This is a genomic window from Actinosynnema sp. NPDC037264 (genome assembly GCF_055603705.1).
This window is the reverse complement of record NZ_JBVJVK010000016.1, coordinates 63088-78395: the sequence shown is the minus strand read 5'-3', so window position 1 is coordinate 78395 and position 15308 is coordinate 63088. Positions and strand designations below refer to the sequence as shown.

Annotated in this window: 10 protein-coding genes; 1 reads left to right on the top strand and 9 read right to left on the bottom strand. The window is 72.1% G+C overall.

The genetic code is table 11. The annotated features are described in order from the left end of the window. Positions 1 to 3: 3 nt before the first annotated feature. The 9 genes from ACZ7GX_RS19795 to ACZ7GX_RS19755 form a co-directional block, all read right to left on the bottom strand. A complete protein-coding gene (locus ACZ7GX_RS19795) occupies positions 4 to 570 on the bottom strand; it encodes a DinB family protein (protein ID WP_498778502.1) in 567 nt (188 codons plus the stop codon). Positions 571 to 668: 98 nt separating this feature from the next. Next, positions 669 to 1079, bottom strand: coding sequence for an Imm10 family immunity protein (locus ACZ7GX_RS19790; protein ID WP_498778501.1), 411 nt, complete (start codon positions 1077 to 1079; stop codon positions 669 to 671). A gap of 95 nt (positions 1080 to 1174) precedes the next feature. After that, a complete protein-coding gene (locus ACZ7GX_RS19785; protein WP_498778500.1) occupies positions 1175 to 3046 on the bottom strand; it encodes a rhamnogalacturonan lyase in 1872 nt (623 codons plus the stop codon). A 309-nt stretch (positions 3047 to 3355) separates the two neighbouring features. Then, positions 3356 to 4765: an MFS transporter gene (locus tag ACZ7GX_RS19780; protein WP_498778499.1), complete on the bottom strand. Its 1410-nt coding sequence runs from the start codon at positions 4763 to 4765 to the stop codon at positions 3356 to 3358. Positions 4766 to 4905: 140 nt separating this feature from the next. Beyond that, positions 4906 to 6111 (bottom strand): IS110 family RNA-guided transposase, encoded by a 1206-nt coding sequence (locus ACZ7GX_RS19775; protein WP_498778498.1) that lies wholly within the window; start codon positions 6109 to 6111, stop codon positions 4906 to 4908. Positions 6112 to 6454: 343 nt separating this feature from the next. Further along, positions 6455 to 7681: a cytochrome P450 gene (locus ACZ7GX_RS19770; protein WP_498778497.1), complete on the bottom strand. Its 1227-nt coding sequence runs from the start codon at positions 7679 to 7681 to the stop codon at positions 6455 to 6457. Between the two features lie 92 nt (positions 7682 to 7773). Next, the gene (locus ACZ7GX_RS19765; protein ID WP_498778496.1) at positions 7774 to 8088 is read right to left on the bottom strand and encodes a hypothetical protein; all 315 of its coding nucleotides are present in this window, start codon (positions 8086 to 8088) and stop codon (positions 7774 to 7776) included. Between the two features lie 110 nt (positions 8089 to 8198). After that, positions 8199 to 10292, bottom strand: coding sequence for a cellulase family glycosylhydrolase (locus tag ACZ7GX_RS19760; RefSeq protein WP_498778495.1), 2094 nt, complete (start codon positions 10290 to 10292; stop codon positions 8199 to 8201). A gap of 345 nt (positions 10293 to 10637) precedes the next feature. Further along, on the bottom strand, positions 10638 to 13859 hold the full coding sequence (locus ACZ7GX_RS19755; protein ID WP_498778494.1) for a glycoside hydrolase family 3 C-terminal domain-containing protein: 3222 nt from the start codon (positions 13857 to 13859) through the stop codon (positions 10638 to 10640). A 144-nt stretch (positions 13860 to 14003) separates the two neighbouring features. On the opposite strand from ACZ7GX_RS19755, the gene ACZ7GX_RS19750 reads away from it, so the two are divergent. After that, a complete protein-coding gene (locus ACZ7GX_RS19750; protein WP_498778493.1) occupies positions 14004 to 15269 on the top strand; it encodes an RICIN domain-containing protein in 1266 nt (421 codons plus the stop codon). Positions 15270 to 15308 lie beyond the last annotated feature (39 nt).

Genomic DNA, 15308 nt, shown 5'->3' with positions numbered 1-15308 from the left:
TCCCTACTGACCGACCCGGCCGTCGATCCGCTCGCGGAGGAGGTCGGCGTGGCCGTTGTGCCGGGCGTACTCCTCGATCAGGTGGATCAGGACCTCGCGCAACGGGATCGGGGTGCCGTCGTTGTCGCCCACGACGTCCAGGTCCGGGGCTTCGGCCACGAACCGCTCGGCGAAGGCGACCTCGGCCCGCCAGGTGGCCCACGCGTCGGCGACCACCTCGGGATCGGCCGTGGCCTCCCCGAACGCGACGGTCGCGGACGTGTAGTGCGGCGTGACGTCCTCACCGGCCATCACCCGCCGGAACCAGTACTGCTCGACCTCCGCCAGGTGCCGCACGAGCCCGAGCAACGACATGTCCGACGGCGGCACCGAACGCCGCGCCAAGCCCTCCGCGCCCAGCCCGGCGCACTTGAGCTCCAACGTCAACCGCCGGTCGCGCAGGTACCGCACGAGGGTCTGGCGCTCGCCGGCGTACGGCCCACCGGCCTCGCGCGGGTCGGCCCCGGGTTCGGCCCACATGTCCGACCAGCCGAACGCCCGCTCGGGCAGTGCCTCGCCGTCCTCGGTCATCGACCGATCCTCACCGGACCCGCGCGGGCGGCGCAATCGAATATCGGTCCCGTGCCCGGTGGTCGTGCCGCCGCGAGCCGGTGCGGGAGCCCCGGTCGTCAGACCTCGACGCGCGCCGGCCGTGCGTCCTCGCGGCCGTAGGCCAGGACCCGGGCGAGCACCTCGCGGAACCGGGCGATGTCCTCGGCCGGCGCGTCGAGGACCGCCTCGATCTCGGCGTCCTCCAGGCCCAGCGCGTCGAGCGCCGAGGGGTCGAGCGACACCCGGAGCACGTCGTCGGTCAGCACCGCCTCCCGCACGCAGCCGTACGCGGTGCCCTGGTCGGCCGTGACCAGGCAGTGGGTGTCGAGCCCGAGCGACACGTCCTGGTCGTCGGGCTCCCCACCGTCGCACATGAACAGGAGGACGAAGCCGCTGCCGTCCGGACCCTCCGCGACACCGGCCTCGATGAAGTACCCGTCGGGGTCGATCTCCACGCCGACCGCGCGGGCGACGAACCGGTGGCTCATGGCGACGTTCTACCAGTGCGGTGGTCCCGGCCGCACGCCGAGTCCCGGGCCCGGCGGTGGCCGAACGTCCGCCGGGCCCGGGGAACCGTGACGCCTCAGCCGATGCGGAAGCTCGGGTGCGGCGGCTGGTTGTAGGCGGTGTTCTGCCAGGCGACCGCGACCCGGTACTGCCGGTCCTGCATCAGCGACGGCCGCGAGATGCTCGTCGGGTCCGTGGTCGAGTAGATGCGCAGCTTCGTGTTGTCCGACGTGCGCCAGACGACCTCCTCGCGCCAGTCGCCGAGGATGTCGGCCGACAGCGCGGGCGTGGACTTGGTGCCGTTGTTGGACGACACGCCCGACCCGGTCAGCAGCCGCGTGTCGCCGCCCGTGCCGTACTTGTCGATGTGGGTGCCGTCGAGCAGTTCGCGCTGCGCGTCGCCGTCCCACCAGATCACGAAGTTCGCCGACGACGGGATCCGGCCGACGCTGTTGCCCGAGGCGTTGAGCAGGTTCGACGGCGCGCCGCCGCCGGTCGCCCAGAACTCCGCGCCGGCGTTGCCCGCGTAGATGTCCGCGGCCACACCGCGACCGGGACCCTCGGCGCCGGTGTTGTTCGGCTTCGAGAAGATGATCGCGCCGGTGCGCGCGTCGTGCAGGTCGAGCCCGGTGCCGCCGCCCTCGTGGATGTCGAACACCTCCAGCCCCGCCCGGCTCGGCACGAAGTCGCTCACGTGCAGCGCGTCGCCGTGCCCGAGCCGCGTGGTGTAGAGGCCCGCGCCGTTGTCGTCCACGGTCATCGCGCCGTAGATGATCTCGTCACGGCCGTCCGCGTCGACGTCGGCGACCGACAGGTTGTGGTTGCCCTGACCCGCCCACGCCGAGCCGTTGGTGGAGCTGTTGCTGTCGAACGTCCACCGCCGGGTCAGCTGCCCGTTGCGCCAGTCCCACGCGGAGATCACGGACCGGGTGTAGTAGCCGCGGGCCATGATGATGCTCGGCCGCGAGCCGTCCACGTACGCCGTGCCCGCGAGGAACCGGTCGACCCGGTTGCCGTAGGAATCGCCCCAACTGGCCACGTTCCCGCGCGGCGGCACGTAGTCCGCGCTGGCGAGCACCGCGCCGTCGCTGCCGCGGAACACCGACAGGAACTCCGGCCCGGCCAGGATGTAGCCGGAGGAGTTGCGGTGGTCCGCGCTCGCGTTGCCGATCACCTGGCCGGTGCCCGAACGGGTGCCGTCGGCGGTCTTCATGACGACCTCGGCCCGGCCGTCCCCGTCGTAGTCGAACACCTGGAACTGCGTGTAGTGCGCGCCGGCGCGGATGTTGCGGCCCAGGTCGATCCGCCACAGCCGGGCGCCGTCGAGCCGGTAGGCGTCGATGAGGACGTTGCCCGTGTAGCCGGACTGCGAGTTGTCCTTGGCGTTGGTCGGCTCCCACTTCAGCACGATCTCGTACTGGCCGTCGCCGTCGAGGTCGCCGACGCTCGCGTCGTTCGCGGTGTAGGTGTAGTTCTCGCCCGACGGCGTCCGGCCGCCCGCCGGGATCTGCAGCGGCACGTCACGCGTGCTCGCCGCGATGCCGACGTCGCCGGACGTCGCGGTGAACCGCAGCGACTCCCCGGCGGCGGCCGCGGAGACCTGTTCGACACCGTCGACGACCGGTCGGACGACGTAGTCGGCGTCCGCCGGGGCGCCCCGGTCGACGTGGTTGGACGACCCCGAGATCGGGGCCGCGTTCACCTTCACCCCGTCGCGGTAGAGGTTGAAGGCGGTGCCCGGCGCGTCGCTCGCCAACACCCGCCAGTTGACGTAGTTGCCGGTTCCGGTGTGGACGCTGACGACACCCCGGTTCAGCCGTTCTCCCTGCCCGATCCCCGCGCCCGGCGCCGATGTCGCGGCCGGGGCGGACACCGCGGCCGACGTCGACACCGACGTCGCCACGAGCACGACCGCGGCCAGTCCGCGACCGATGGTCTTTGCGCGCACGCTACCTCCACATGTGCGATAACTCCGTTGTTATGGCGTGGAAAGGACACGCGGCGACCGAACCGGTCGACCACGTGCGGCGGCGACGATCTCACGTACGGCCGCGACTCTGCGTAGCGGCCTGGATGGGGACCGTACACACGCGACCGGGGTGCGCGCAACGGTCTGAAACGTATCAGCAGTCCGTGCGCTCTTCCGGGTCGTAGTCGCGAGGCGGACTCGGGCAGCCGTGTCTTGACGCGTTTTCACGGCCTGGCTAGCGTGGTCGGCAGCGACTGAAACGATTCATGACCACCGTCGCCAACGGGTCTAGCCGCCGGTGGTCGCCGCGTCGGCGTGCTTGCGGGCGGGCTTCGGGAGCATGACGCCGAAGACGACGCCCAGCAGGGTCAGGCCCGCGGCGACGGCGATGGCCGCCCGGAAGCCGTCGGTGAACGACGCCGCCGAGGCGTAGGTGCCCGAGGCGCTGAAGACGGCGGCCAGGATGGCGACGCCGAACGCCGCGCCCAGTTGCCTCATGGTGCTGAACGCGCCGGACGCCTTGCCGACGTCACCGGACGCGCCGGCGCCGACGACCGCCTTGGTCACCGCCGGGACGGCCAGGGCGTAGCCGGTGCCGATCAGCGTCATGGGGCCGACCAGGGACAGGTACGGCGAACCGCCGGTCGACACGAGGGCCAGCCACGCCAAGCCGAGCGACTGCGCGATCAGCCCGGCCAGGACGAGCGGGCGTTCGCCGAGCCGGTCGGCGAGAGCGCCGGCGCGCGGCGCCACCAGGAACGGACCGAGGCCCCACGGGAGCAGGCGCAACCCCGCCTCCAGCGGGTCGTGGCCGAGCCCGACCTGGAGGTGCTGGGCGAGCAGGAAGATCGCGCCGGTCAGCGAGCCGTTGAGGAGGAAGATGACGACGTTGCCCGCGGCGAACGCGCGCGACCGGAAGAGGCGCACGGGCAGCATCGGTGTGGCCGCACGGGTCTGCGCCCGCACGAAGAGCCCGGCGACGACCACGCCGACCACCATCGCGCCGACCACCTCGACGCTGCCCCAGCCCGCGGCCTGTGCCCGGACCAGGCCCCAGACCAGGCCCACCGCGGCGACGCTGAACAGCAGCAGGCCGGGCAGGTCGAGCGCGACGCGCGCGCCGAAGCTCTCCGGCACGCGGGTCAGCACCAGGGGGATGGCCACGAGGCCGAGCGGCACGTTGAGCCAGAAGATCCACTCCCAGTCCAGGCCGCGGGTGAGCACGCCGCCGATGAGCGGGCCGAGCAGCGCGGCCAGGCCCGTGACGCCGCCGTAGACGCCGAGCGCCCACCCGCGGCGCCGCGGCGGGAAGGTCGCGTTGAGCAGGCCGAGCGCGAGCGGCATGACGACGGCCGCGCCGACGCCTTGGACGGTGCGCGCGGCGATCAGCGCCCCGGCGGACGGCGCGAGCGCGCAGGCGACCGAGGCCAGCGAGAACAACCCGAGCCCGCCCGCGAACAGCCGCCGGCGGCCGAACCGGTCGCCGAGCGCCGCGCCGGTCATCAGCAGGACGGCGAAGCTCAGCGTGTAGGCGTTGACGGTCCACTCCAGGTCCGCCATGGACGCGCCCAGGTCACGCCGGATCGCGGTGAGCGCGGTGGTGACGACCAGCAGGTCGAGCACCACCATGAAGGAGCCGACGGAGGCCAGTGCCAGCACCCACCGCTGCCCCGACCGCACGGCCCGGTCCTCCGTCACGGGCGGCTCCTGTCGGACGGCGCGGTGCTCCGGCACCGAGCATGCCGACCGGTCGCCCGGAAGTCTTCTTCACCGGTGCGGTCCTCGTGCGGCCTTCGGTGATCCGCGGGGCCCGCGCGGGGGGTGTCCCTATGTGGTTGTCAAGCCGCAGCCGGGGCGGGAGTGGGTTCGGGGTGCCGGTAGTAGGTCTTGTCGCGGAGCATGGCGAACAGAACGTCGCAGCGGCGCCGTGCCAGGCAGATCAGCGCGGCGTTGTGCTTCTTCCCTTCGTCGCGTTTCCGCTGGTAATAGGCCCTGCTGGTGGGGTCGGACAAGGCCGCGAACGCGGCGAGGAAGAACGCCCGCTTGAGCTTGCGGTTGCCGGTGCGGGCCGGGTGTTCGCCCTTGATCGAGGAGCCCGAGCTGCGGGTGACCGGGGCGATGCCGGCGTAGGCGGCCAGGTGGCCGGAGGACTTGAACCCGGTCGCGTCGCCGATCTCCAGCAGGATGCGGGCTGCGGTCCTGACCCCGACACCGGGCATGGAGGTCAGGACCCCGGCAAGAGGGTGCGCATCGAGTATCCCTTCAACCTCGGCGGCGACCTGTTTGCGTTGCTGGAGGACGGTTTTCAGGCTGTCGGCCAGGCGGGGCAGGACGGTGTCGGCCGCCGTTGTGCCCGGGACGACGACGGTCTGCTCGTCCAGGGCGGCCAGGATCGCGGTGACCAGCTTGTCGCCCATGCGAGGTGCGTGGGCGGTGGCGATCGCGGTGAGCTTGCGACGGCCGGCCTTGGCGATGCCGGTCGGGCCGCCGCAGCGGGACAGGATCTCCAGCACCGCCGGGTGGCTGATCCTCGGCCCGATCGCGCGTTCCAGAGCGGGGTGGACACCGGTGAGCAGGCCGCGGATGCGGTTGCCGATCCGGGTGGCCTCGCCGGCCAGGTCGTCGTCGAAGCCGACCAGCACGTCCAGCTCGGCCAGGGCGTCGTCGCCGACGTCGACCGGCCGCAGGGTGTGCGGCAGGCTGCGGGCCGCGTCGGCGATGACGAACGCGTCCCGCGCGTCGGTTTTCGCGCGGCCGGGGTAGAGGTCGGCGATGCGGCGCATGGCCAGGCCGGGCAGGTAGGCGACCTGGTGGCCGGACGCGCGGGCCACCGCGACCGGCAGCGCGCCGATCGTGGCCGGTTGGTCGACCACCACCAGCAGCGGCCCGTGCGCGGCGAGCTTGTCGAACAACGTCCGCAGTCTCGGTTCGCTGTTGGGCAACGGCGCGTCATGAAGCCGCTTGCCCGCCGGGTCCAGGCCGACGGCGTGGTGTTCGCCCTTGCCGACATCCAGGCCGAGGAACACCTGGTAACCGCTGGTCATCCGTCCTGCCGTTCGTTCATCGAGGGTGGTCGCCGGTCGGGCATCGACGGCCGGCACCCACGTTACGACGAGACCTGCCCGGTGGGCGGCCGTGTCCCTATCAGCGGTCCCTCGATGCCACCAGACCCGGTGACACCACCCCCCGGATCATGGGTTCGACTGGGGGCGTCAGTCATGCCGGACCTGGCGACCACGGCTCCTTGATCAGGAGCTACGAAAAAGGTAACGGGGGGGGTGGACAAGCCGTTCGCGTTCCACCGCACCGCCGCCTGGCCGGGCTCGGCCAAGCGGCGGAACCGAGCGCGCTGCCGGGAGGTCCTCGCGGTGGTCGAGGGCGACCGCCCTACCGGGCCGTCTCCGTCCACGTGACCGGCAGCTCGTGCACGCCGTAGATGTTCATGTCGGTCTTGAGCTTCACCTCGTCGGCCGGGACGGCGAGTGCCAGCGTCGGGAAGCGGCGCAGCAGGGCGCCGAAACCGGCGCGCAGCTCGATGCGGGCCAGTTGCTGGCCGAGGCACTGGTGGATGCCGTGCCCGAACGACAGGTGGCCGCGCGCCTGCCGGCGGACGTCCAGCGCGTCGGGGTCGTCGAAGCGCCGCGGGTCGTGGTTGGCGGCCAGCAGCGAGACGACGACGGTCGAGCCCTTGGTGATCGTCTCACCGCCGAGCTCGATGTCCTCCGTCGCGTAGCGGTAGAAGATGTCGGCGACGGACAGGTAGCGCATGAGCTCCTCGACCGCGCCGGGCAGCAGCTCCGGGTCCTCGCGCAGGGCCGTCAGCTGCCCGGGGTTCTCCAGCAGCGCGAACGTGCCGAGCGACAGCATGTTGGCGGTGGTCTCGTGGCCCGCGAGCAGCAGCAGGAACGCGATGCCGGTCAGCTCCTCGATGGCGAGGTCGTCGTTGCGGGCGAGGTCGGACAGCAGGTCCTCGTCCGGCTCGGCGCGCTTGCGCGTGACCAGCTCGGTCAGGAACGCGTTCATCGCGCCGAACGCGGCCATCTTCTCCTCGAGCACCACGTCCTTCTCCAGGAACTTGGCCGAGTTGACCTGGAAGGCGGCCCGGTCCTCGTAGGGCACGCCGAGCAGCTCGCAGATCACCAGCGACGGCACCGGCAGCGCGAACGCCTCGACCAGGTCGACCGGCGGCGCGAGGCTCGCCAGCTCGTCCAGCTGCCGCTCGACGATGTCGGCGATGCGCTCTTCGAGCTGCTTCATCCGCTTGACGGTGAAGGCGCCGGTGAGCAGCCGCCGCAGCCGGGTGTGATCCGGCGGGTCCATGCTGATGAACAGGCCCGGCAGCTGCGGCGACGGCTCGGTGGCCGCGGGGATGCCGGGGGTCTCGTACGGCACGTGCATGACGCCGAGGTCCTGGCGCGAGCTGAAGCGGGTGTCGGCCATGAGCCGGCGGACCTCGTCGTAGCCGGTGACGAGCCAGCCCTCGTGACCGTCGGGGAACAGCAGCGGGCTGACCGGGTGGGCCTCGCGCAGCTCGGTGATCCGGCTGGGCGGGTCGAAGGGGCCCGCATCGCGCTCCATCGGCAGGCCGTGCGGGATGGGAACCGTTCGACTCATCGGTTTTCCTCTCGTGGTGGCTGTGGCGACCACGATCACCGAGGGGCCGGACACGGCGCTGACACGGGCCTGACACGGGTCTGACACCAGCGCTACGCGGCCAGACCCCAGGCGACGATGATCGCCGCGAACACCACCGCGACGACCACGAAGCCGAGCACGCCCGCGAGCACCAGGCCGGTGCCCACCGAGTTCCAGGGCGGCCGGAAGAACTTGGCCGCGCAGCCCAGCACGATCGAGCCGATCGCCACCCCGATGAACGCGTACGCGTACTCGCCACCGCGCCAACCCAGGTCCGCGAAGTACCACGATCGGTACGCGGCCACCACCGCGACCTGGAGCGCGAACGGCACCAGGAAACCCGCGAACGCCACCCCGGGCCGTCTGCGCTGCTCGACGTCGATCACGCGGCCAGTCTCGCCGACCGCCGGGCGCCGCGCATGAGTACGACTACGCGAACCGGCGGCCCGGAGCGAGGGGTGCTCCGGGCCGCCGGCGTGGTGACGTGCGCGAGCGGTCAGGCGGTGGTGCCCGTGACCGACGTGCCGGACTTGGTGACGTAGTACGCCACCTTGGCGCCGCTCCAGTAGTGGAACGTCAGCGTGACCCGCGAGCCGTCCGTGACCTCGGCGAAGAACTCGGGCTTCAACGTCGTGGTGTTCGCGGTGTAGTTCGGCGCGAACGTGACGTCGAACTCCTTGTACGAGGTCCAGTTGTGCGGGCCGGCGTTGCTGCCGTCCGCGTACTTGGCCTCCATCGTGGCCAACTGGTCGCCGCGGAACTGGGACGGGATCGAGAACGCGCTCGTCGTCCCGGTCGCGTTCGACAGCACCGGCGTGTCGTAGGTGACCAGGTTGATCCGCCACGGCACGCCCGCCGAGAACCGGGCCGACAGCGTCGCGTTCGTGCCGTACGCCCGCGACCCGCTCAACCGGGTGATCAACGCCGCCTTGATGGTCAGCTGGTCGCCGCTGACCGTGTAGTCGGTGCCGCGCACCAGGTCGGTGGTGCCGTGGCGCAGCCCGACGAACGACGTGCCGTTCAGGTTGAGCGTCAGCGTCTTGTCGCTCACCGCCGAGGCCTTGGCGCTGAACACCTGGTCCGACGACGCCGTGCCGGACCGGGTCGTCCAGCTCGACTTGATCTGCGCGATCAGCTCCGGGTCGCTCCACGCGAACGAGGTGCGGCCGAAGTGCTGGCCGTTGTCCCACAGCATGGTGGTGATCTTCTTCGTGCGGGCGTAGTGGCCGAGGAACTCGAAGAACTTCAGCTTCTCGCCCTGCTGGACGGTGCCGGTGTGCCGGTCGAAGCCCAGCAGGCCGTACTCGCCCAGGATGACCGGGATGCCGCGCGCCACGAACGCGTTGGCCACGCGGTCGAACGAGTCGGTCAGGTCCTTCTGCACGGTGGCGTCGAACTTCGTGCCGCCCGCCACGTTCACGCTGAACGGCCAGTAGCCGTAGAAGTGGAACGTCGCGATCAGGTTCGGGTCGTCGAGCGAGTTGAACGTGGCCACCAGCTCGTCCACCCGCGCCTGCTCCGACGACGTGTGCAGGGTAGGCAGGACGAGCAGGCGGGTGGCGTTGTTGCCGCCCGAGCCGCGCACGATCCGGTGGAACGACGTGTTCAGCTCGTTGAGCAGCTGCGCGTTCTGCGCGTCACCCGAGCTGTTGGCGAACTGCGGCTCGTTGACGCTCTCCAGCATCAGCTTCGGCGAGGCGTCCCGGAACGCGGCCGCGATCTGCGTCCACGCCGCGTTGTAGCGGGCCAGCACGTTCGTGCGGTCCGTCGGCATGGCGTTGATCCACTGCCACGAGTCGTGGTGAATGTTGATCATGACGTAGAAGCCGTCCGCCAACGCCCAGTTCACGACCTCCTTCACGCGCGCCAGGTAGGCCGCCTCGATCGTGTAGCCCGGCGCGCCGCCCTGGTGGGCGCTCCAGGTGACCGGGATGCGGATGCTCTTGAAGCCCTGCGCCCGGACGTTGTCCAGCAGCGCCTCGGTGATGCGCGGGTTGCCCCACGACGTCTCGTCGGCGCCGGTGGCGTCGAGCGAGTTGCCCAGGTTCCAGCCGGGCTGCATCTCCGCGACCCGCGCCATGGCGTCGCCCGCCGGCGGGTTCGTCGTGGTCGTGGTGGTGGTCGTGCTCGTCGTGGTGCTGGTGGTGGTCGTGCTACCGGTGCAGGTCACGCCGTTGAGCGCGAACGACGACGGCGCCGTGTTGCTGCCCGTCCACGTGCCGTTGAAGCCGAACGACACCGAGGCGCCGGTCGCGATGTTGGCGTTGTAGCCGACGTTGGTCGCGGTGACCTGGCCGCCGGACGCCGTCACGGTGGCGTTCCACGCCTGGGTGACCGTCTGGCCGGACGGGAACGCCCACGTGAGCCGCCACCCGCCGGTGATCGGGTCGCCCAGGTTGGTGATGTCGACGTTGCCGTTGAAGCCGCCCTGCCACTGGCTCGGCACCGAGTACGCGACCCGGCAGCCCGCCGCCGCCTGGGCGTCGGTCACCGCGACAACACCCACGCTCGCGAGCACCGAGGCCATTCCGGTGGCCAGCAGGCCAACCCGCCAACGGATTTTTCTCAGCTTGTCTCGCATATCGGCCATGACGCTCCTCGTAATCGCGTGCGGCAGCGGGAGGGGTGGGAACCGAAACGCGCGCGGGCGGTGGAGCCGGCCGCGGTGGGGAATGCGGGTGCGCCGGTCGCCGCCCGGCGCACCCGCACCGCCACGACCGTGTGACCGGGCGCGGCGGCGTGTTCCGGCGCTGCCTCGCCATGATGTTGGCGGTAACGGATGGGTGACGCAAGGGTTTCGACAGGAATCGACTCAGGCGACATCCCCGACCAATTCGGAATCGTCACCGGAAGTCGAAATCATTCGACGCGGGCATCGTCCGCCGTTCGACGAATCCGTCGAATGAATTCGACATCGGGCCCGCGCGGCACGACCTCAGCGACGGGGCAGCACCCACGTTTGCGCGGCGGTGCCGTTGCAGTCCCAGATCTGCAACCGGGTGAAGTCGGCCGACATCCCGTCGCGCGCGTCCAGGCAACGGCCGGACAGCGCGTTCACCAGCGCGCCGCCCGGATCCGCGCGCCAGTGCTGCGCGCCGGTGCCGTTGCAGTCCCACAGCTGCACCGGCGTGCCGGCGTGGGGCACCCCGTCGGCCACGTCGAGGCACTTGCCCAGCGCGCGCACCGACCCGTCCGCGTCGAGCTTCCAGTCCTGCGCCCCCGTGCCGTTGCACCGGAACAGCCAGACGGCCGTCCCGCTCACCGTGCTGCCGCCGTCCACGTCGACGCACTGGCCGGCGATCCCGGTCACCCGGTCGGCCGGTCGCGGCGGCTGCCAGGTCTGCGCGACGCCACCCGTGCACGGCGCGAGCCGCAGCGCGCCGGTGGACGAGTCGAGGCACCGGTCACCGGACCTGAGCGGCCCGCCGTCCGCCACCGCCCAGCGCTGACCGGCGCAGTCGGCCAGCACGACGGCGTCACCGGCGGGCGCCAGGCACCGGCCCATCGCCCGCATCGCGCCCTCCGGCGTCACCGTCCACCGCTGCGCGGCCGTGCCGTTGCACGCCCACAGCTGGACGGGCGTGCCGGGGGCGTCGTTCGCATCGGCCACGTCCAGGCACGAGCCCGCGTGCACCACCTGGCCGGTGGCGCCCTCGGGGATCCGCTCGGCCTGCCGGGTCACGGTCCCGGTGAGCCGGGCGTCCCGGGACGACGCGCCCACCGTGACCGCGAACGTCCCCGACGGCACCCGGAACGACCGCTCGGCCTCGTCCCAGACCGCGAACGACCGCCGGTCGAGGTCGACCGACACCCTGGTGGTGGCGCCGGCGGCCAGGGCGACCTTGGTGAACCCGCGCAACTGCCGCGGCGGCTCACCGGCCGCGTCCGGGTAGCCCACGTACACCTGCGGCACGGCCGAGCCCGCCCGTCCGCCCGTGTTGGTCACGTCGAACGACACCGTGACCGCCTGCCCGGCGGTCGGCGTCACGGCCAGGTTCGCGTAGCGGAACGTCGTGTAGGACAGGCCGTGCCCGAACGGGAACAGCGGCGTCGTCCCGGTGGCGTCGTACCACCGGTAGCCGACCCGGAGCCGTTCCGCGTAGTGCACGACACCGCCCTCACCGGGGTACTGCGCGGGCGAGGCGATCGGCGTCGCGTCCAGACCGGTCGGGAACGTCACCGGCAGCCGCCCGCCGGGCTCCGCCGCGCCGAACAGCACGTCCGCCACCGCGTGCCCGCCCTGCTCGCCCGGGTACCAGGCCTGCAGCACGGTGTGCGCGGCCGGCAGCCACGGCATGGTCACCGGCCCGCCGGTCTCCAGCACCACCACGGTGTCCGGGTTGGCCGCCGTGATCGCCGAGACCAGCGCGTCCTGGTTGCCGGGCAGGTCGATCGACGGCCGGTCGGCGCCCTCGGTGCTGTCGTCGCCGACCACCACCACGGCGACGTCGGCGGCCCGTGCGGCCTCGACCGCCCGGCGCAGCTCCGGATCGGCTTCGGCGGGCGGGTACCAGCCGAAGCGCAGCCCGGCGTCACCCGCCGCCTCGTAGTACTCGACCCGGACCTGGTGCCGGTCGCCTGCCCGCAGCGGGATCCGCGTCGACCTGGTCCGCGTGGGGTGATCGCCCCAGTTGTCCACGACGAGGGTGCCGTCGAGGTAGAGCCTGCTGCCGTCGTCGCTGGTGACCGCGAGGTCGTAGGCGCCGGTCGCGGGCACCGACAGGGTCGCCGTGAAGCGGGCCGACCAGTGGTCCGCGGGCACGTTCGGCGCGGGCGACCCGCCCGCCCAGTCGAAGTCGATCGAGGCGGGCGCGGTGGACGCCACCGGCGGGCCGGCGAGGTCGCGGTTGGCGTAGTAGTCGGCGCGCAGGTCCGACAACGACTCCGGCGGCACGGCGAACGGCGACGGGCGCGCCCCCGGTATGTACGTCAGGCCCGCGCCGACCCGTGCGCGCAGACCGTCCAGCGGAGTCACGGTGTGCTCGGGGTACGGCGTCACGTACGAGCTGCCCTTGCCCCCGGTGTGCGCGAAGCCGGCGTACCACCCGGACACGGCGACGCTCCTGGCGGTCAACGGCAGCAGTGAGCGGTCGTTGCGCAGCAGCACCATGCCCGCCGCGGCCTGCCGACGCGCGACTGCCGCGTGCGCGGCCGGGTCCACCGCCGGGCGCGGGTCGCCGTCGAGCAGACCGGTGCGCATCATCAGCCGCAGCACCCGCCGCACGTTGTCCTCGAACGCCGGACGCGCCAGGGCGCCGGAGCGCACGGCGTCCGCGAGGCCCGCGTAGTGCGTCGAGCCGCCGAACTCCTGGTCCAGACCCGCCAACGCGGACGTCACCCCGGAGTGCGTGGCCGGGTAGTCCGAACCGACCGCGCCGTCGAAGCCCCACCGGTCCCGCATCACGTCGTTGAGCAGCGGGAAGCTCTCGCACGCCCACGAGCCGTCGACCCGGTTGTAAGCGCACATCGCCGACCACACGCCGCCCTGCCGCACGGCCGTCTCGAACGCCGGCAGGTAGACCTCCCGCAGCGTCCGGTCGTCCACACCGGACGACAGCCAGAGCCTGCCCTCCTCCTGGTTGTTCGCCGCGACGTGCTTGACCTGCGCGGCGACCCGCTGCCCCTGCACGCCCGCGACGTAGCTCGCGGCCAGCTGCCCCGCCAGGTGCGGGTCCTCGCCGTAGGTCTCGAAGTTCCGCCCGCCCCGGGGCACCCGGACGATGTTGACCATCGGCGAGTACAGCACCTGGTAGCCGCGCGCCTTGACCTCGCGGCCGACCAACCCGCCCGCCTCCGCGGCCACCGCGCGGTCGAACGTGGCGGCCAGCGACACGGGCGCGGGCATCGCGGTGGCGGGCAGGCCGTCGCGGACGCCCGCCGGGCCGTCGGTGAGCCGCAGCGGCGGGATGCCGAGGCGCGCCACGCCCGGCACGTACCCGACCGCGTGCTCACCGGCCGGCGTCGTCACCCCGAGCAGCAGCCGCGCCTGCTCGTCCAACGTCAGTTGCGAGAGCAGGATCGTCACCCGCTGCTCCAGCGGAACGGCCGCGTCACGCCAGGCGGGCTGCCGCTCCGCGGCGGTGCTCGCGGTGGTCGCCATGACCAGGACCAGCGCTGCCGTGACGTGAACTCCGGTCCGGCGTTCCCTCCACCGCATGACGCCCCCTCGCGCCGATGCGAACCGCGTCGGCGGACCGCTGCCGCCGATGCGCCCCTGGAACCAAGGTAGAGCAAGGGATTCCTAACACCGACCGCCATTCGAACGACATCCTGCGGTGGGACGAGCGAAGGGGAGTGGGCAATGGTCAGGGTGCTGAACGTGGTGGCGCACCACGACGACGACTTGCTGTTCTTGAGCCCCGATCTGCTGAACGACCTCCGCGACGGGGCGGTGGTGCGCACGGTATTCCTCGTGGCGTCGGACTACCACACGTACCCGACTTACATGCAGCAACGGGAACTCGGCGTCCGGGAGGCGTACGCGCACGCCGCGGGTCTGACCGGCACGCCGTGGAGGTCGTACGCGTACTCGTGCGCGAACCTCTCGGCGACGCTCTGGACGGCGGGCACGCGCGTCTCGATCCTGGAGAACCGGTTGCCCGACAACGCCACCGCGCCACCGAACCGGCTGTGGCAGCTCTACGCGCGCGACCAGCCGCTGACCGGCCGCCCGCTCGACCACGCGCCCGCCCAGACCACCGGACGTGCCCGGCTGATCGCCTACCTGCGCGCGGTGATCGCGGACTTCGCGCCGGACGTCGTCCGCACCACCGACCCGACCGCCGACCTGCACGGCCTGCACACGCCCGGTCGACCGCTGGAGGACTTCTACTTCCACCGCGACCACGTCGCCACCGCGCGGCTCGTGCGGACCGCGTTGCAGGACGTGCCGTCGAACCCCGAGGCCGTCTACTACCGCGACTACACGATCCGCGACGAGCCCGCCAACCTGACCGCGGCGGACGCGGCGTTCAAGCGGGCCGTGTTCCGCACCTACGCCGTGCACGACGTCGACATCTGCCCGAACGGGGGAGTGGACTGCCCGCCCGCGGGCGGGTTCTACGACGACCTGCTGAGCCGCGGTTACGTGGCCGACCCGGCGTGGTCGGGCGACCTCGTCGTGCCGCTGCCGGCCGCGGAGCACCAGCTCGTGATGGGCACCCACCACACCGTGCGGAACCGTGCCACCGGGCTGGAACTGGCCGTGGCGGACGCGTCGACGGCGGACCTGGCGCCGATCATCGGCTGGCCCCACACCGGCACCCCGAACCAGCGGTGGCGCTTCGAAGCCAACCCGCAGGGGTGGGAACTGGTCGCGAGCCACAGCGGCAAGGCGATCGACCTGCCCGAGTCGAGCCTGGAGCCCGGTGTCCAGGCGATCCAGTTCCAACGGCTGAGCGGCGTCAACCAGACCCTGCGCGTACGCGGCAACCCGACCACGGGCTACCGGCTGGCGTTCGCCCACTCCGGGCTCGCGCTGTCCGTCACGGGCAACGCGGGCGCACCGGTCGTGCAACGCCCCGTCGCCCCATCGCCCGACCAACTGTGGGACATCGACCCGGCCTGATCACGTGGGGGATCACCCGATGGTGGAACCGGCGCGGTC